Origin of the sequence: Streptomyces sp. NPDC057302 (assembly GCF_042667685.1) — a bacterium.
Taxonomy (GTDB): domain Bacteria; phylum Actinomycetota; class Actinomycetes; order Streptomycetales; family Streptomycetaceae; genus Streptomyces.
In genome coordinates this window covers 24,279-39,783 of the sequence record NZ_JBHUZJ010000017.1, presented here as the reverse complement: position 1 = coordinate 39,783, position 15,505 = coordinate 24,279, and the positions used below count along the sequence as shown (strand labels likewise).

Here is a 15,505-nt window from a genome sequence, read left to right as displayed (position 1 = left end):
TCAGACCTTGTCCACCCGAACGGTTCAGCCGTGAGGAGCCTCACAAAAGGCCGTTTCGGCTCGGAATTCGACCCCTTCTCGGGTCAAGATCCCTTCCGACGACAAGCCCCCGCCACAGCGGCGGGGCGGTCCGGGCGGACGCCGAGTCCTGCCGCCACCCGGATGACCGGTCGACATCGGTGCATCGGCAGGAGTGGAGGACCCAGGCATGACGGGTCGGTCCGGAAGGTCCGGACAACGACCCTTGGGGTGAAGCCGCAGTACGCGGCCGGGCAACTTCGCCAGCCCGAATCCGACAGGTCATCCTTCACAGGCGGTTGACGAAGGGTTGCGCATGACTGCGCTGAATCATGTTCCGTCGCTGCTGACCAGGGCCGGTTCCGTATCGGCCCTCACGCTCGCCGTCGTGGGCGGCACCCTCGTGGCCCCAGGGCTCACGTCGGACGCGCAGGCCGCGACTCACGGGACGAAGGCGCTCAAGATCGCCGCCTCCAAGAAGGGCTCTCCGTACGGCTACGGAGCCGCGGGGCCCCACCGGTTCGACTGCTCGGGCCTGACGCTCTACTCGTTCAAGCGCACGGGCAAGAAGCTGCCGCGCACCGCCGCGCAGCAGTACAACAAGACCCGCCACATCTCGGCGTCGAAGCGATCCCGCGGCGACCTGGTCTTCTTCCGCTCCGGCCGGAGCGTCTACCACGTCGGCATCTACGCCGGAAAGGGCAAGATCTGGCACGCGCCGAAGAGGGGGACCGTGGTGCGCCTCGAGAAGATCTGGACGAAGAGCGTCTCGTACGGCCGGGTGCGCTGATCGCCCGTCACTGACGGCCGGCCCCGGGCCTGTCGCAGGGCGGTGGTGGTGGCCGCAGGGCCGCCGCCACCGTCCGACCGGCCCTCCGCCCGGCGCGCCCGCCCTGCGCGGTGCGCGTCGGCGCGGATACTCGGTCGCCATGTCCGAAAACAACGGTTCCCCCTCCAGGAACGAGCCCTCCGAAGCTCGCGACGAGACGACGTTCGAGCGCGCCGACCGCAATTTCGCCGAGATCCTGCAGGAGTTGCGCGTCACGCAGGCCGGGGTGCAGATCCTCTTCGCGTTCCTGCTGACGCTCGCCTTCACCGAGCGCTTTCCCTCGCTCGACACGGTGCAGCGCACGACGTACGTCACCACGCTGCTCCTCGCCGTCCTGTCCGCCGCGCTGTTCACCGCGCCGGCCGCCGTGCACCGGTCGCTCTTCGGGCAGCACTCCAAGCCGCGGATCGTGCGGGTGTCGTCCCGGCTCGCCGGTATCGGCATGGCGGTCCTGGTGTTCGCGCTCGCCGGTTCGGTGCTCCTGGTCGTGGACGTGGCGGTGGGCCGCACCGGCGGGATCATCGCGAGCGCGGGCACCCTGCTGATGTGCGCGGGCCTCTGGGGCCTGCTTCCCGTCCTGGTGCGCGGCGCGGGCGAGCGCCAGGGAGAGGGAAGGGGCACGACCCCGGACACCGGCGCCTCTGACGACGTCAGACCGTCAGGGCCTCGATGAGGAGCACCAGGCCGAGCACGCTGAGCGCGACTCCTGTGCCTGCCTCGATCGCACGGGCCGTACGCGGCTTGCGCAGCCGGCGCCCGAGGCGGTCGACCAGGAGCGCGACGACCGGGAACCACACCAGGGCCAGGGCCAGGATGATGGACGCGAGCAGCAGCGTCCTGGGCATCGCGGGGCTCCCGTCGGGCACGAACTGCGGCAGGACGCTGAGGAAGGTGATGGGCGCCTTCGGGTTGAGGGCGTTGGTGAGGAAGCCCTGCCGCAGGCTGCCCCCGGCCGCCGTCCGCTCCCCGCCGTCCGGCGCGCCGAAGTCCGCCAGGGGCCGCGCCGCCGACCGCAGGGCGCGACAGCCGAGGTAGAGCACATAGGCGCCGCCGAGTACCTGAAGCGCCCGGAACAGTGTGGGAACCGCCGTGAGGACCGCCGCGACCCCGGCCACCGCGAGCGCCGTGTGCACCAGGAGCCCGCCCGCGACGCCGATCGCGCAGGTGATCCCGGCGCGGCGGGAGGCGAGGGAGTTGCGCACCACGACCGCGAAGTCGGCGCCCGGCATGGCGACCATGCCCGCGGCGACCGCGGTGAAGGCGAGCAGTTGTGCGTCCATGGCGTCCAGCCTGCCGTTCTTCTGCCTTCAGCAGGTATGTGGAATATCCTGGGTCTGCCTTAAGCAGTCGTTTAGCCCCACGGCCGACGGACCGCCCCACCACCCGTCGGCTCCTGCACCGGGAGCGGCCATGTACGACCCCACGCGGCTCGCCGCACTGGTGGCGGTCTCCGAGGCCGGGTCGATCACCCGCGCCGCCGAGCGCCTCGGTTACACCGTGCCCGCCCTCTCCCAGCAGCTGGCCAAGCTCGAACGCGAGGCGGGCACCGCGCTCCTGGTCCGCCACCACCGCGGGGCACGGCTGACCGGCGCGGGCGAGCTGCTGCTCGCGCGGGCCCGCCGGGTCCTGGACGAGATGGAGCAGGCCCGGCACGAACTGGCCCAGCTGGCGGGCCTGTCCGGCGGCAGGCTGCGCGTGGGGACCTTCACCACCGCCGGGATCCATCTGGTGCCGCCCGCGCTGACCGCGTTCCGCCGGGCCCATCCCGACGTCGAGCTGACGGTACGGAGCTATGAACCGCCGCTCGGTGTCGCGGCCGTGGCGGCGGGCGAGGTCGATCTGGCCCTCACGCACACGTACGAGCCTTCGGATCCGGTGCCGCTGCCCGCGTCCGTGAGTGCCGAGCCGGTCCTGGTCGAGGAGCTCGTCCTGGTGACCTCGCCCGGACACGCGCTCGCGGGCGCCGCGTCGCGGCTGCCCCTGGCCGAGCTCGCCGGGCAGCCGCTGATCAGCATGGCGCCGACGCATCCGCCCCGGCGAGGCGTGGAGTCCGCGCTCGTGCGGGCCGGGGCGACGCCCGCGGTCCTGGTCGAGACCCCCGGCTACGCACTGGTGTGCGCGCTGGTCAGCGCCGGGCTCGGCGTCGCCGTCGTACCGGAGATGGTGGCGCGGACGGCGGCCACTCCGGTGGGGGTCAGGCCGCTGGAGCCCGGGGATCTGCGCCGCACGATTTCGGTCGTCCACCGCACGGACGAGCCGCATCCCGCGGCGGACACCTTCCGGGCCCTGCTCCGGGGCGCCTTCGGACGCTCAACGGGGTGAGGGCGACGCCGAGGGAGCCGCTGTCTGGCCGCGGACCGGCGCGGTCCACGGCAGCGCGATCCAGACGGTCTTGCCGCCCTCGGGCGTGGGTGTGACGGACAGCCTGCCGCCGCACTCCATGGTCAGCCAGCGGATGATCACCAGGCCGCGTCCGTTGTCCTGCTGGACGGCGGCGGGCAGCCGCTTGGGGTAGCGGGGGTGGCTGTCGGTGACGCCGATGCGCAGCTGCTCGTCCCGGTCGAGCTCGACGTCCACCGTGAAGGTGGGCGACTGGCCCCGGGTGTGCTGGACGGCGTTCGTGGCGAGTTCGGAGACGATCAGCCGGACCGTGTCGGCCTCTTCGGTGTCCCTCGGCAGGCCCCACTCGGTGAGGACGTTCGAGACGAACTTCCGGGCCGCGGAGACCGAGGCAGGATCGCTCGGCAGGGTGACGGATGCTTCCTGAAGGTCGGCCATGGCGACGTGTCCCTTTCCCACCGGGGCTCGGCTCCGACTCGTAGCGGAAGGCACGAGGACAGTCCCGGAATGGTGCTTCGCGCCAGCCTGCCACTCTTAGGGTGCTCACAGGTGGCCATCCACCAAGAAGTGCATATATCTGTCGCTCGAAGCGGTGAACTCTGCTACGAGAGACCGTATTTGGGTGGCAGGCTGGCGCTTCCTCTACTGTCGCCGGTGAGAGGGCGGAGGGAGGCCGAAAAAGGAGGCTCCGTCCGAAAGGAGACGGACATGCGCTACGGGCCCGCGGTGCGCCGCCGGAAACTCGGCGCCGAACTGCGTGCACTGCGCACGCACGCCGGGCTCACCAGTGGCCAGGCGGCGGACCGGGTCGGCTGGCATCAGTCGAAGGTCAGCCGGATCGAGACGGGGCGTAGCAGCGTCAAAGCGGCCGACGTACGTCTGCTGCTGGAGGCGTACGAGGTGCAGGATCCCCAACTGCGCCAGTTGCTGGTGGCGCTGGCGGGCTCGGACGACGACGGCGGGCGCCGCCACTGGTGGCACGCCTACCGCGAGCTGCTGCCACCCGCGTACCGCGACTTCATCAGCCTGGAGTCACAGGCCTGTCGGATGCGCACCCTGGAGACCACCGTCGTGCCGGGTCTGCTGCAGACGCCGGACTACGCGCGTGCGGTGACGCGGGCCGCGCTCGACGGGCTGCCGGACGAGCAGGTGGACGCGCTGGTCGAGGTGCGTCTGGCCCGTCAGGACGTGCTGCGCGCGAGCCCTCCGCTGCGACTGAGCGTGATCCTGGACGAGGCCGTGCTGCACCGGCCGGTGGGCGGGAAACAGGTGCTCGACGGCCAGTTGAAACGGTTACTGGAAGCCACACAGTTGCCCCATGTACGACTTCAGGTGTTGCCGTTCGCCGCCGGAGAGCACGTGGGCCTCATCGGATCTTTCGTTATTTTCTCCTTTCCGAACATTGCTGATCTGGATGTGGTTGTTCTAGACCACTTGACGAGTAGCCTCTACCTCGAACGGAGAGAAGACCTCCAGGCATACACGGAGGCCTTCAACTCCCTTCAGGGAAAAGCACTTTCACCCGAGGAATCAACGGATCACATCGCCGGGATAGGTGACGGCGCGTAAGGGGGCACCATGACTGCACTGCCTCGGCACGTACCCGACAGCACATCTCTGCACGGCGCACAGTGGCATCGCAGCAGCCGCAGCAACGGCATGAACAACTGCGTGGAGACAGCCTCGCTCGCTTCAGGGCCGAAGCAGGGGCTGCTCGCCGTGCGCGACTCCAAGAGGACGGCGGGGCCCGCCCTGCTCTTCTCGTCCGCGACATGGGAGGCCTTCGTCCACGGCCTCCGGTGACTACCGGGGTGCGGTGCGGCTGATCACCCGTACGGCATCGGCGATCTGTGTGCCGGTGAGATCCGCTCGGGCGGTCAGCCGCAGCCGCGAGATGCCGTCGGGCACCGACGGCGGACGGAAGCAGCCGACGGCGAGGCCCGCGCCCCGGCAGTCGGCGGCCCACCGCACGGCGGCTTCCGGTGACGGTGCGCGCACGGAGACGACGGCGGCGTCCGGGCGTACCGCCGACAGACCTTGTGCCGTGAGGCGTTCATGCAGCTCGGCGGCGACCTCCCGGGCCCGCGCGGCACGCTCGGGCTCCCTGCGCAGCAGCCGCAGCGCGGCCAGGGCCGCGCCCGCGGCGGCGGGGGCGAGCCCGGTGTCGAAGATGAACGTACGGGCCGCGTTGACCAGATGGTCGATGACCTTGGCGGGGCCCAGGACCGCGCCGCCCTGGCTGCCGAAGGACTTGGAGAGGGTGACTGTGGCCACCGTGTGGGCGGAGCCCGCGAGTCCGGCTCCCTGCGGGGCGCCCCGTCCGCCGTCGCCGAGCACGCCGAGTCCATGGGCGTCGTCGACGACGAGACCGGCGCCGGCCTCGCCACAAACGGAAGAGAGTTCGGTCAGTGAAGCCGCGTCCCCGTCGACCGAGAAGACCGTGTCCGACACGACGACCGCGGGACCCGCGTGACCGTCCAGCGACTTGCGCACCGCTTCGATGTCGCCGTGCGGCACCACCTGCGTGGTCCCGCGCGCCAGGCGGCAGCCGTCGATCAGCGAGGCGTGGTTGCCCGCGTCCGAGACGATGAGCGACCCGTGCGGGGCGAGGGCGGTGACGGCGGCGAGGTTGGCGGCGTATCCGGAGGAAAGGACCAGGGCGGACTCGAAGCCGCAGAACTCGGCGAGCTCGCGCTCCAGTTCCGCGTGCAGCTCGGTGGAGCCGGTGACCAGGCGGGAGCCGGTCGCTCCGCCGCCCCAGCGCCGGGCCGCGGCTGACGCGCCCTCGATGATCTCGGGGTGCCTCGCCAGGCCCAGGTAGTCGTTGCTCGCCAGGTCGAGAAGGCCACCGGCGTCGGCCGGGCGGGGGCGCAGGGTGCGGACGAGTCCGGCCCTCGCGCGCAGGCTCGCCTGCTCGTCGATCCAGTCGAACGGCGAGCTCACCATGGGGTTCCTCCGGGTCGTCGGCACTGGCCGGTTTGTAGACAGTGCACAGACCCTAGCCCTCAGGCCACCGGGCCAGGATGTGGCAATACCCACACCTCAAAGCGTTTCTGTTGTGCGAATCCTCCTTGGAAAGGCAGGCTTCCGTACGTCAGGATCAGCGCCATGGATCTGCTGAACACGCTGGTGGACAAGGGGCTTCGGCGCGAGCTGCCGACCCGTGAAGAGGCGCTGGCCGTGCTGGCCACCGCCGACGACGAGCTTCTCGACGTGGTGGCCGCTGCCGGAAAGGTACGGCGGCAGTGGTTCGGGCGGCGGGTGAAACTCAACTATCTGGTCAATCTCAAGTCGGGCCTGTGCCCCGAGGACTGCTCGTACTGCTCCCAGCGTCTGGGCTCGACGGCCGGCATCCTCAAGTACACCTGGCTGAAGCCCGACGAGGCCTCACAGGCGGCAGCGGCCGGCGTCGCGGGCGGCGCCAAGCGGGTCTGCCTGGTCGCGAGCGGCCGCGGTCCGACCGACCGCGACGTCGACCGCGTCTCGCGGACCATCGAGGCGATCAAGGACCAGAACGACGGCGTCGAGGTGTGCGCGTGCCTCGGACTGCTCTCCGCCGGTCAGGCGGACAAACTGCGCACGGCGGGCGCGGACGCGTACAACCACAACCTCAATACGTCCGAGGCGACGTACGGCGAGATCACCACCACCCACACGTACGCCGACCGCGTAGACACCGTGCAGCAGGCGCAGGCCGCGGGCCTCTCCGCCTGTTCGGGCCTGATCGCGGGCATGGGTGAGACGGATGACGACCTGGTGGACGTCGTCTACGCGCTGCGCGACCTCGACCCGGACTCGGTGCCGGTCAACTTCCTGATCCCCTTCGAGGGCACCCCGCTGGCCAAGGAGTGGAACCTCACCCCGCAGCGCTGCCTGCGCATCCTGGCCATGGTCCGGTTCGTCTGCCCCGACGTGGAGGTGCGCATCGCGGGTGGCCGCGAGGTGCATCTGCGCACGATGCAGCCCCTGGCCCTGCACCTCGCCAACTCGATCTTCCTGGGCGACTACCTGACCAGTGAGGGCCAGGCGGGCAAGACCGACCTGGAGATGATCGCGGACGCCGGTTTCGAGGTCGAGGGCACGGACACGGTGACGCTGCCGGAGCACCGCGCGGACGCACCGGCGGCGGCCGGGTGCGGGTCGCACGGGGACGGCGGGGGCGGCTGCGGGCCGTGCGGTTCGTCCGACGCGGCGCCCACGGCCGCCGGCGAGGCCGCGGAGTCCGACGCGCGTACGGACCTGGTGGCGGTACGCCGCCGGGGCGCGGGAACGGACCTGGCGCCCAATGCCTGACCGCTCCCCCCTCTCCCCACTCTCCCCCTCCTCCGGGCACTCCGACCTCTCCGTGCCCGAACTGCTCGACCTGGACCGCCGCCATGTGTGGCACCCGTACGGCCCCATGCCCGGCCGCCAGGAGCCCCTGGTCGTCGAGTCGGCGAGCGGGGTGCGCCTTCGACTCGCGGACGGCGGGGGCGAGTTGGTCGACGGCATGTCGTCCTGGTGGTCGGCGATCCACGGCTACAACCACCCGGTGCTCAACGACGCGGTCCGCGGCCAGCTGGACCGGATGAGCCATGTCATGTTCGGCGGGCTCACGCATGAGCCCGCCGTCCGCCTGGCGAAGCGTCTTGTCGACATATCGCCGGACGGTCTGGAGCATGTCTTCCTCGCGGACTCCGGTTCGGTGTCGGTCGAGGTCGCGATCAAGATGTGCCTGCAGCACTGGCGTTCGCTCGGCCGTCCGGCCAAGCGCCGGATGCTGACCTGGCGCGGCGGCTACCACGGGGACACCTGGCAGCCCATGTCCGTGTGCGATCCGCAGGGCGGCATGCACGAGCTGTGGCAGGGGGCGCTGCCCCAGCAGGTGTTCGCGGACGCGCCGCCCGCCGGGTTCGAGGCGTACGACGACGCGTACGCCGACCATCTGCGCGAGGTGATCGGGCGCCACGCCGACGATCTCGCCGCCGTGATCGTGGAACCGGTGGTGCAGGGCGCGGGGGGTATGCGGTTCCACTCCCCCGCCTATCTGCGGGTGTTGCGGGAGGCCTGCGACGAGCATGACGTGCTGCTCGTGTTCGACGAGATCGCCACGGGGTTCGGCCGTACGGGCAGGCTGTTCGCCGCGGACCACGCGGGTGTCACGCCCGATGTGATGTGCCTGGGCAAGTCCCTGACCGGCGGCTATCTGACGCTGGCGGCGACGCTGTGCACGTCGCGGGTGGCGGACGGTATCTCGCGGGGCGAGGTGCCGGTCCTGGCCCACGGCCCGACGTTCATGGGCAATCCGCTGGCCACCGCGGTGGCCGGCGCGTCGATCGACCTGCTGCTCGGGCAGGACTGGCAGACCGAGGTCAAACGCATCGAGACGGGGCTGCGGGACGCGCTGGCCGAGGCGGCCGTGCTGCCGGGCGTGCGCGATGTACGCGTACTCGGCGCGATCGGCGTCGTGCAGCTCGACCACGACGTGGACATGGCGGCGGCCACGCGCGCCGCGACGCGCGAGGGGGTGTGGGTGCGGCCGTTCCGCGACCTCATCTACACGATGCCGCCGTTCATCACGAGCGACGAGGACGTGGCACGGATCGGGCGCGCGGTGTGCGCGGCGGCGAAGGAGGGCTGAGATGACGGTCATCGTGGTGTCCGGTACCGGCACCGAGATCGGAAAGACGGTCACGACGGCCGCCGTCGCAGCCCTCGCGCTCGCCGCGGGGCGCGGTGTCGCGGTGCTCAAGCCCGCGCAGACGGGGGTCGCGCCCGGCGAGCCGGGTGACGCGGACGAGGTGACGCGGCTGGCGGGCGAGGAGATCACCACCCTCGAACTCGCCCGCTTTCCCGAGCCGCTGGCTCCGAACACCGCGGCGCGGCGGGCGGGCATGGCGCCGGTCCGTCCGTACGAAGTGGCCGACGCGGCCCGCAAGTTGGCGACGGAGCACGACCTGGTCCTGATCGAGGGAGCGGGCGGCCTGCTCGTGCGCTACGACGACGAGGGCGCTTCCCTCGCCGACGCCGCGCGCCTCCTCGCGGCCCCGGTCCTGGTGGTCACACCGGCGGGCCTCGGCACGCTGAACATGACGGCGCTCACCACGGAGGCGCTGCGGGCCCGCGGGCTGTCCCCCCTGGGCGTGACGATCGGCAGCTGGCCCGCCGCACCCGACCTGGCAGCACGCTGCAACCTCGCGGACCTGCCGGAACAGGCGGCGGCGCCACTGCTCGGCGCGGTCCCCGAGAAGGCGGGCGCGCTCTCGCGCGCGGACTTCCGCGCCCGCGCGGGGGCCTGGCTGGCGCCGGAACTGGGCGGCACGTGGGACGCGGCGGCGTTCACGGCTCGGGAGGCCGCGGCGACGGGGAACTGACGCAGGGGCTTTGGACCGGGGGAAGGCCGAGGCCCGCAAACGCACACGGTGACGCATGTGCCGCCCGGCGACAGACGGCACATGGGTCATCTGCGGTGCCACGGCAACCGCTGGGCTGCGGTGGCCGGATTCGCGGCTCGGGGCGGAGAGCTCTCGGGGCGGAGAGCTGAGGCTGGCCTGTCCTGCCTCAGCTCTCCGCCCCGGATGCGGGTGGCGGCAGCGGTACGCGGGCACCCCCGCCGTACGGGCGCACGGCAGCGTCAGATGGGGTCAGGTGGGGTCCCTCGGCGCCGGGGCGGCTCAGGCCGCGTCCGCCCTCTCTCCCCCGCCCTCCCCCCCCGCCCTCTCCCCCGTCCCCGCCTCCGGCCCGCCCCTGACGCCCCTCCCCGAGCACCCGCATCGCCCCGTCGCCGCCGGGGCGACTCGTCGGCGTCCCTATGGGGAAAAGCGGCGCCGCCTGGGCACCATTGCGGTATCCGCTCGCCCCGCCGAGGAGGGCCCATGTCACCTCGCTCTGCCAAAGCCGCGTCCCGGGACGCCGTGCACCATCCTGTTTTCGCCAGGTTCTACGCCCGCCAGAGCGTGGCCGCCGAGCGCGTGATCGCGACGTACCGCAAGGAGCTGCTCGCCGGTCTCTCCGGTCGTGTGATCGAGGTCGGCGCGGGCAACGGCCTGAACTTCGCGCACTATCCGGGAAGGGTCTCCGAGGTCGTCGCCATCGAACCGGAGCGCATCCTGCGGCACTTGGCCGCCTCCGCGGCCGTGCGGGCCGACGTACCGGTCGATGTCGTGCCCGGCGCGGCCGAGGCGCTGCCCGTCAAGAGCGAGGCCTTCGACGGCGCCGTGGCCTCGCTGGTGCTGTGCAGCGTGCGCGACGTCCCCCGTGCGCTCGGCGAGCTGCGTCGCGTCCTGCGGCCCGGCGGCGAGCTGCGGTTCTTCGAGCACGGCGTGGCTCCGGGCGCGGGGATGGCGACCGCGCAGCGCGCCCTGGACCGCACGCTCTGGCCACTGCTCTTCGGCGGCTGTCACGTCGCGCGGGACACGGTGGGCGCCCTGCGTGCCGCGGGATTCGAACTCGGGCCGTACCGGCGGCTGTTGGTGCCCGCTAAAGGTCCGCGGCTGCCCTCTTCGTACTGCGTGCTCGGCACGGCACGGCGGCCGGAGAAGGACTGACCCGTCCGGCGCCCGGCGCCACGGACCGGCGTCAGATCAGCTGCGTGAGGTTGACCGCGTTGCCGTCAGGATCCTTGATGTGCGCGACGCGCTGCCCCCACGGCATGTCGTTGGCAGGACCGAGCGTCTCACCGCCGAGGGAGTCGACGCGCTCGAGGAGGTCGTCCACCGCTTCGACCGCCACGCTCAGCAGAATCCGCTGCGGCGTGTCGAGCGGCACGGTCGTGTCCGAGACGACGCCGAGTTCGCAGTCGCCGATGCGCAGGTCCACGAAGAACGCGGGCCCCTCCTCCGGCGTCCTCGACACCTCCTCGGCGCCGAGCAGCTGCTGGTAGAACCGCAGCAGGCGGTCGAGATCCGGGGTGATGATCATCGGTTGGATGGCGGCGGGCATGAGCGTCCTCCTGAAGTGCGGCTCTCTCCCGCCGAACCTATCCCCGCCGCATGATCGACGACGCGTGAACTGACCTCCTGAGGACTGGAGTTCAGCCGAACCGGCTACAAGAGCGGACCGAACAGAGCCGGTCGCGAGAACCGCTACAGGCTCCACTTGCGCAGCTCGTCCGCGATGGCCCCCACGCTCGCCCCGTCCTCCTTCACCAGGCGGGCCAGTTCGCGCACCTGCTCGGGCGAGGTGACGACCTTCATTCCGCTGGCGACGAGATAGGCGTAGGCGGCGGACGAGGCGAAGAGCGCGTTGGAGCGCTCCAGGGCGGGGATGTGCAGAAGCACCTGGAGCAGGGCGGCGGCGCGGTCGTGCGGACTCTCGTAGACGGGCACACCGAAGATCTCCGCCTCGTGCCGGCTGACGGCGGCCACCAGGGCACCCCAGTCGGTGACCTGCGGGTCTCCGGGCGTCTTGTGTTCGGCGATCATCAACAGCCAGGCAAGATCGATTCTGAGGTTCAAGGGCTAACGACGACCCTCGCGCTCGGGACCGAACTCTTCGGCGAAGACGGATTCGTACTGCTTCATAAAGTCGGCGGCGGCCTCGACGAAGGTGTGTCCGACCTCGCCGGCGTCCTGTTTGACCAGTTCCTCGATGTAGCGGTTGACGCTCATCCCGCGGGCCAGCGCACGCTCACGCGCCGCCCGAGCGGTGCCTTCGTCCACCCGCACGTTCAGCTGGGTCTTCGCCATGCCTTCAAGCTAGCGCCGCGGCGCTAGCACCGACAAGGGGGCGTGCGAGGGCACGGGGGCGCACTCGGGGAGCCCGGCCGGCGTCCCTTGCACCAGTGCCCCTTACATGCGTATCCGGTTCACGACCTTGGAGGGATACCGGCACCCGCCCCGACCCTCTACTCTCGGCAGGATTACGGGAGTTGGAACGGCCACGACCCAGGAGGCGGCCTTGTCCACACCTGCTTCGGCACCGGCCACAGGACGTGCGGAGCCCGCCGGGGCCGCCGCACGCGCACGCGGTCTGACCAAGGCGTACGGCTCCGGTGAGACGGCCGTACTCGCTCTCGACTCGGTGGACGTGGACATCGCGCGCGGCCGTTTCACGGCGGTCATGGGCCCGTCCGGTTCGGGCAAGTCCACGCTCATGCATCTGCTGGCCGGGCTCGACAACGTCTCCGCGGGCCAGGTGTGGCTCGGCGACACCGAGATCACCGGGCTCAAGGAACGGGAGCTGACGCGGCTGCGGCGGGACCGCATCGGGTTCATGTTCCAGTCCTTCAACCTCATCCCCACCCTGAACGCCGTCGAGAACATCACGCTGCCGATGGACATCGCGGGCCAGCGCCCCGACCGCGCGTGGCTGGACCACGTGATCGAGACGCTCGGCCTGCGCGACCGCCTGAGGCACCGGCCCGCCCAGCTCTCCGGCGGCCAGCAGCAGCGGGTGGCCTGCGCGCGGGCGCTCGCTTCGCGCCCCGAACTGATCTTCGCGGACGAGCCGACCGGCAACCTCGACTCACGCGCGGGCCTCGAAGTGCTCGGCTTCCTGCGCAAGGCCGTCGACAAGCTGGAGCAGACGGTCGTCATGGTCACCCATGACCCGGGCGCCGCCGCCCACGCCGACCTGGTGCTCTTCCTCGCGGACGGCCGCATCGTCGACGAGATGCCGCACCCGACGGCGGAGTCGGTCCTCGAACGCCTCAAGCGGTTCGACGCGATGCACGCGCTGCCGCAGGAGAGCCGTCAGGAGAGCCATACCGAAGCCGAAGGCGCCGACGGCAAGCCGGACCGGGACTGAGGCGGCCCGCGGCCATGCTGAAGGCGACGCTCAGGAGCTTCCTCGCACACAAGGGCAGGCTGCTGCTCTCCGCGCTCGCTGTGATCCTCTCGGTGGCGTTCGTCGCGGGCAGCCTCATCTTCTCCGACACGGTGGCCCGCACCTTCGACCGGCTTTTCGCCTCGACGTCCGCCGACGTGACCGTCGAGCCGAAGGAGAACCTCGACGAGGCGGTGCCCTCCGGCCAGACGCCGACGATCCCCGCCAAGCTCGCCGACCGCGTCGCCGGGATCGACGGGGTCGCCAGGACGCGGGTCGACGCGGCCGTCGAGAACATCACGATCGTCGACAGCGAGAACGACCCGGTGGGTTCCACCACCGGCGCCCCCACCATCGCCACCAACTGGTACGCCACCGACCGCAGCCCCGTCGAGCTGACCTCGGGGCACGCCCCGCGCGGCAAGGACCAAGCGCTGCTCGACAAGGACACGGCCGACAAGAAGGACGTGGGGATCGGCGACACCCTCACGGTGCTCGCCGCGCCCGGCTCCTTCGAGGTCGAGGTCGTCGGCATCGTCACCTTCACCACCACCAACCCCGGCGCCGCGCTGGTCTTCCTGGACACCGCGACCGCCCAGCGTGAGCTCCTGGGCAACAAGGACGCGGCGACGGGCATCTCGGTGGACGCCGCCCCCGGCGTGAGCGACACCGGTCTCAAGCGCCGTATCGCTGCCGAACTGGGCTCGGGCTACGACCTCAAGACCGCCGACGAACAGGCCGATTCGGCGGCGTCCGAACTCGGCGGATTCCTGGACGTCATCAAGTACGTGATGCTCGGCTTCGCCGGGATCGCCGTCCTGGTCGGCATCTTCCTGATCGTCAACACCTTCTCGATGCTGATCGCGCAGCGCACCCGCGAACTGGGCCTGCTGCGGGCGCTCGGCGCCGACCGCAGGCAGGTCCGCCGCTCCGTGCTCACCGAGGCGGTGCTGCTCGGCGTGGTCGGCTCCACGGTCGGTCTCGCGGCGGGGATCGGGCTCGCGGCCGGGCTCATCGAGCTGATGGGCCTGTTCGGGATGAACCTGAAGTCCACCGAGATGGTCATCGGGTGGGGAACTCCGGTCGCCTCGTACGTCGTCGGGGTCGGCGTCACGTTCGTCGCGGCGTATCTCCCGGCCCGGCGTGCCGCGCACGTCTCGCCGATGGCCGCGCTCGCCGACGCGGAGATCGCGGGCGTGGGGCGGCCGTTGAAGATCCGCGCTGCCGTCGGCCTGACCGTCGGGGCGGCCGGCGCGGCGGCGCTCGTGGGCTGCGCCACCGCGGAGAAGACCTCGTCGGCCGCGTCGCTGCTGGGACTGGGCCTCGTCCTCACCCTGATCGCCACCGTGATCGCGGGACCGCTCCTGGTCCGCCCGGTGATCCGGGTGCTCGGCGGCGCGTTCCCCGCCCTGTTCGGCTCGGTCGGCCGGATGAGCCAGCGCAACGCGCTGCGCAACCCGCGCCGCACGGGCGCCACGGCCGCCGCGCTGATGGTGGGCCTCGCGCTGGTGAGCGGCATGTCGGTGGCGAGCGCGTCGATGACCAAGTCGTTCGACGAGCAGATCGACAAGACGCTGGGCGCCGACTTCGTCGTACAGAACAGCAACTTCATGCCGTTCTCGCAGGAGATCACCGAGAAGGTGCGGGACACCGAGGGCGCCGGGCTCGTCGTGCGCCAGCGGTTCGCGCCCGTCAAGGTGTCCATGCCGGACGGCAAGAGCGTGGAGACGACCGCTGCGGGCTACGACCCGCGCCTCGACGACGTCGCCCGCGTCACCTATGTCTCGGGGAACACCTCGCGGGCGCTCGCGCCCGGAAGCATCGCCATGCAGCGGGACTTCGCGCGGGACCACAAGGCGCGGACGGGCTCGAAGCTGCGGGTGGAGTTCCAGGGCGGGCGCAAGACGGAGCTGACGGTGGGCGCGCTCACCGACCAGCCCGGAGCCGAGGGGTTCGGCGTCGAGGGCGGGATCTTCTTCGGCATGGAGACGGTCGAGGAGTTCGTGCCGGGCGGCCAGGACTCCGCGCTGTACGTGAACGCGGCCTCGGGCACGGACGCCGACACGCTGCGCGACCGCCTGGAGAAGACACTCGACCCCTACCCGCAGGTGCAGGTCCGCGACCAGGCCGACTACAAGGAACTGATCCGCGAGCAGATCGCCGTGATGCTCTACCTGGTCTACGCGCTGCTCGGCCTGGCGATCATCATCGCGGTCCTCGGCGTGATCAACACCCTGGCCCTCTCCGTCGTCGAGCGCACCCGCGAGATCGGCCTGCTGCGCGCCATCGGGCTCGCCCGGCGGCAGCTGCGCCGGATGATCCGTCTGGAGTCGGTGGTGATCGCGGTGTTCGGCGCGCTGCTCGGGCTCGCGCTCGGCCTGGTGTGGGGCCTGGCGGCGCAGCAGGTGCTCGCCCTCCAGGGCATGACGGCGTTCGCGATCCCCTGGACGACGGTGATCGCGGTGCTGATCGGTTCGGTGCTCGTGGGCCTGGCCGCGGCGCTGCTGCCCGCGCTGCGCGCCTCGCGCATGAATGTGCTGGCGGCCATCGCGCACGAGTGATGGACTGCGGCGG

17 protein-coding genes and 1 riboswitch are annotated in these 15,505 nt (G+C 71.3%); of the genes, 11 read left to right on the top strand and 6 right to left on the bottom strand.

Annotation, left to right across the window (positions count from 1 at the left end; translation table 11 throughout):
- The first annotated feature begins 158 nt into the window (after positions 1-158).
- A riboswitch (cyclic di-AMP (ydaO/yuaA leader) is annotated at positions 159-331 on the top strand.
- 3 nt (positions 332-334) lie between these two features.
- A complete protein-coding gene (locus ACFUPX_RS15180) occupies positions 335-808 on the top strand; it encodes a C40 family peptidase (RefSeq protein ID WP_383321196.1) in 474 nt (157 codons plus the stop codon).
- Between the two features lie 139 nt (positions 809-947).
- A complete protein-coding gene (locus tag ACFUPX_RS15175) occupies positions 948-1,520 on the top strand; it encodes a DUF6328 family protein (protein WP_383321193.1) in 573 nt (190 codons plus the stop codon).
- Here the strand turns inward: ACFUPX_RS15175 and ACFUPX_RS15170 are convergent.
- A complete protein-coding gene (locus ACFUPX_RS15170; protein ID WP_383321190.1) occupies positions 1,498-2,127 on the bottom strand; it encodes a LysE family translocator in 630 nt (209 codons plus the stop codon). The genes ACFUPX_RS15175 and ACFUPX_RS15170 overlap by 23 nt on opposite strands.
- Positions 2,128-2,257: 130 nt before the next feature.
- On the opposite strand from ACFUPX_RS15170, the gene ACFUPX_RS15165 reads away from it, so the two are divergent.
- The gene (locus ACFUPX_RS15165) at positions 2,258-3,169 is read left to right on the top strand and encodes a LysR family transcriptional regulator (protein ID WP_383321187.1); all 912 of its coding nucleotides are present in this window, start codon (positions 2,258-2,260) and stop codon (positions 3,167-3,169) included.
- Here the strand turns inward: ACFUPX_RS15165 and ACFUPX_RS15160 are convergent.
- Entirely contained in the window at positions 3,158-3,625 is a 468-nt protein-coding gene (locus tag ACFUPX_RS15160; RefSeq protein ID WP_383321184.1) for an ATP-binding protein, read from the bottom strand. The genes ACFUPX_RS15165 and ACFUPX_RS15160 overlap by 12 nt on opposite strands.
- Positions 3,626-3,895: 270 nt before the next feature.
- Between ACFUPX_RS15160 and ACFUPX_RS15155 the strand changes: the two genes are divergently transcribed.
- Together ACFUPX_RS15155 and ACFUPX_RS15150 are read left to right on the top strand one after the other, a co-directional pair.
- Entirely contained in the window at positions 3,896-4,756 is an 861-nt protein-coding gene (locus ACFUPX_RS15155; RefSeq protein ID WP_383321181.1) for a helix-turn-helix domain-containing protein, read from the top strand.
- Between the two features lie 9 nt (positions 4,757-4,765).
- Complete coding sequence (locus ACFUPX_RS15150) at positions 4,766-4,990, top strand: DUF397 domain-containing protein (RefSeq protein ID WP_383321178.1); 225 nt, start codon at positions 4,766-4,768, stop codon at positions 4,988-4,990.
- On the opposite strand, the gene ACFUPX_RS15145 is transcribed toward ACFUPX_RS15150, so the two are convergent.
- Positions 4,991-6,133 (bottom strand): 8-amino-7-oxononanoate synthase, encoded by a 1,143-nt coding sequence (locus tag ACFUPX_RS15145; RefSeq protein ID WP_383321175.1) that lies wholly within the window; start codon positions 6,131-6,133, stop codon positions 4,991-4,993.
- 162 nt (positions 6,134-6,295) lie between these two features.
- Between ACFUPX_RS15145 and bioB the strand changes: the two genes are divergently transcribed.
- From bioB to ACFUPX_RS15125, 4 genes are all read left to right on the top strand, one after another.
- Entirely contained in the window at positions 6,296-7,480 is a 1,185-nt protein-coding gene (gene bioB, locus ACFUPX_RS15140) for a biotin synthase BioB (protein ID WP_383321172.1), read from the top strand.
- The gene (locus ACFUPX_RS15135; protein ID WP_383321169.1) at positions 7,473-8,807 is read left to right on the top strand and encodes an adenosylmethionine--8-amino-7-oxononanoate transaminase; all 1,335 of its coding nucleotides are present in this window, start codon (positions 7,473-7,475) and stop codon (positions 8,805-8,807) included. The genes bioB and ACFUPX_RS15135 overlap by 8 nt, the downstream gene beginning before the upstream one ends.
- A gap of 1 nt (position 8,808) precedes the next feature.
- Positions 8,809-9,540 carry a dethiobiotin synthase gene (bioD, locus tag ACFUPX_RS15130; protein ID WP_383321166.1) on the top strand — a complete coding sequence of 244 codons (732 nt, stop codon included), beginning with the start codon at positions 8,809-8,811 and terminating at the stop codon, positions 9,538-9,540.
- Positions 9,541-10,041: 501 nt separating this feature from the next.
- Positions 10,042-10,713 (top strand): class I SAM-dependent methyltransferase, encoded by a 672-nt coding sequence (locus ACFUPX_RS15125; protein WP_383321163.1) that lies wholly within the window; start codon positions 10,042-10,044, stop codon positions 10,711-10,713.
- Between the two features lie 31 nt (positions 10,714-10,744).
- On the opposite strand, the gene ACFUPX_RS15120 is transcribed toward ACFUPX_RS15125, so the two are convergent.
- The 3 genes from ACFUPX_RS15120 to ACFUPX_RS15110 form a co-directional block, all read right to left on the bottom strand.
- The gene (locus tag ACFUPX_RS15120; RefSeq protein ID WP_383321160.1) at positions 10,745-11,107 is read right to left on the bottom strand and encodes a VOC family protein; all 363 of its coding nucleotides are present in this window, start codon (positions 11,105-11,107) and stop codon (positions 10,745-10,747) included.
- 143 nt (positions 11,108-11,250) lie between these two features.
- The gene (locus tag ACFUPX_RS15115) at positions 11,251-11,622 is read right to left on the bottom strand and encodes a fic family toxin-antitoxin system, toxin component (protein ID WP_383321157.1); all 372 of its coding nucleotides are present in this window, start codon (positions 11,620-11,622) and stop codon (positions 11,251-11,253) included.
- Between the two features lie 3 nt (positions 11,623-11,625).
- Positions 11,626-11,853 carry an antitoxin gene (locus ACFUPX_RS15110; protein WP_190078868.1) on the bottom strand — a complete coding sequence of 76 codons (228 nt, stop codon included), beginning with the start codon at positions 11,851-11,853 and terminating at the stop codon, positions 11,626-11,628.
- Positions 11,854-12,064: 211 nt separating this feature from the next.
- On the opposite strand from ACFUPX_RS15110, the gene ACFUPX_RS15105 reads away from it, so the two are divergent.
- Both ACFUPX_RS15105 and ACFUPX_RS15100 read left to right on the top strand, forming a co-directional pair.
- Complete coding sequence (locus ACFUPX_RS15105; protein WP_383321154.1) at positions 12,065-12,913, top strand: ABC transporter ATP-binding protein; 849 nt, start codon at positions 12,065-12,067, stop codon at positions 12,911-12,913.
- 14 nt (positions 12,914-12,927) lie between these two features.
- Positions 12,928-15,492, top strand: a complete 2,565-nt coding sequence (locus tag ACFUPX_RS15100) for an ABC transporter permease (RefSeq protein WP_383321151.1) — start codon at positions 12,928-12,930, stop codon at positions 15,490-15,492.
- The last annotated feature ends 13 nt before the right edge of the window (positions 15,493-15,505 follow it).

Bases quoted from the DNA above. Each gene is read 5' to 3' on its own strand.
- ACFUPX_RS15155 (WP_383321181.1), top strand. From the start codon at position 3,896: ATGCGCTACGGGCCCGCGGTGCGCCGCCGGAAACTCGGCGCCGAACTG.
- ACFUPX_RS15100 (WP_383321151.1), top strand. From the start codon at position 12,928: ATGCTGAAGGCGACGCTCAGGAGCTTCCTCGCACACAAGGGCAGGCTG.
- ACFUPX_RS15180 (WP_383321196.1), top strand. From the start codon at position 335: ATGACTGCGCTGAATCATGTTCCGTCGCTGCTGACCAGGGCCGGTTCC.
- ACFUPX_RS15165 (WP_383321187.1), top strand. From the start codon at position 2,258: ATGTACGACCCCACGCGGCTCGCCGCACTGGTGGCGGTCTCCGAGGCC.
- ACFUPX_RS15160 (WP_383321184.1), bottom strand. From the start codon at position 3,625: ATGGCCGACCTTCAGGAAGCATCCGTCACCCTGCCGAGCGATCCTGCC.
- ACFUPX_RS15135 (WP_383321169.1), top strand. From the start codon at position 7,473: ATGCCTGACCGCTCCCCCCTCTCCCCACTCTCCCCCTCCTCCGGGCAC.
- ACFUPX_RS15150 (WP_383321178.1), top strand. From the start codon at position 4,766: ATGACTGCACTGCCTCGGCACGTACCCGACAGCACATCTCTGCACGGC.
- ACFUPX_RS15125 (WP_383321163.1), top strand. From the start codon at position 10,042: ATGTCACCTCGCTCTGCCAAAGCCGCGTCCCGGGACGCCGTGCACCAT.
- ACFUPX_RS15120 (WP_383321160.1), bottom strand. From the start codon at position 11,107: ATGCCCGCCGCCATCCAACCGATGATCATCACCCCGGATCTCGACCGC.
- ACFUPX_RS15170 (WP_383321190.1), bottom strand. From the start codon at position 2,127: ATGGACGCACAACTGCTCGCCTTCACCGCGGTCGCCGCGGGCATGGTC.
- bioD (WP_383321166.1), top strand. From the start codon at position 8,809: ATGACGGTCATCGTGGTGTCCGGTACCGGCACCGAGATCGGAAAGACG.
- ACFUPX_RS15110 (WP_190078868.1), bottom strand. From the start codon at position 11,853: ATGGCGAAGACCCAGCTGAACGTGCGGGTGGACGAAGGCACCGCTCGG.
- ACFUPX_RS15145 (WP_383321175.1), bottom strand. From the start codon at position 6,133: ATGGTGAGCTCGCCGTTCGACTGGATCGACGAGCAGGCGAGCCTGCGC.
- ACFUPX_RS15175 (WP_383321193.1), top strand. From the start codon at position 948: ATGTCCGAAAACAACGGTTCCCCCTCCAGGAACGAGCCCTCCGAAGCT.
- bioB (WP_383321172.1), top strand. From the start codon at position 6,296: ATGGATCTGCTGAACACGCTGGTGGACAAGGGGCTTCGGCGCGAGCTG.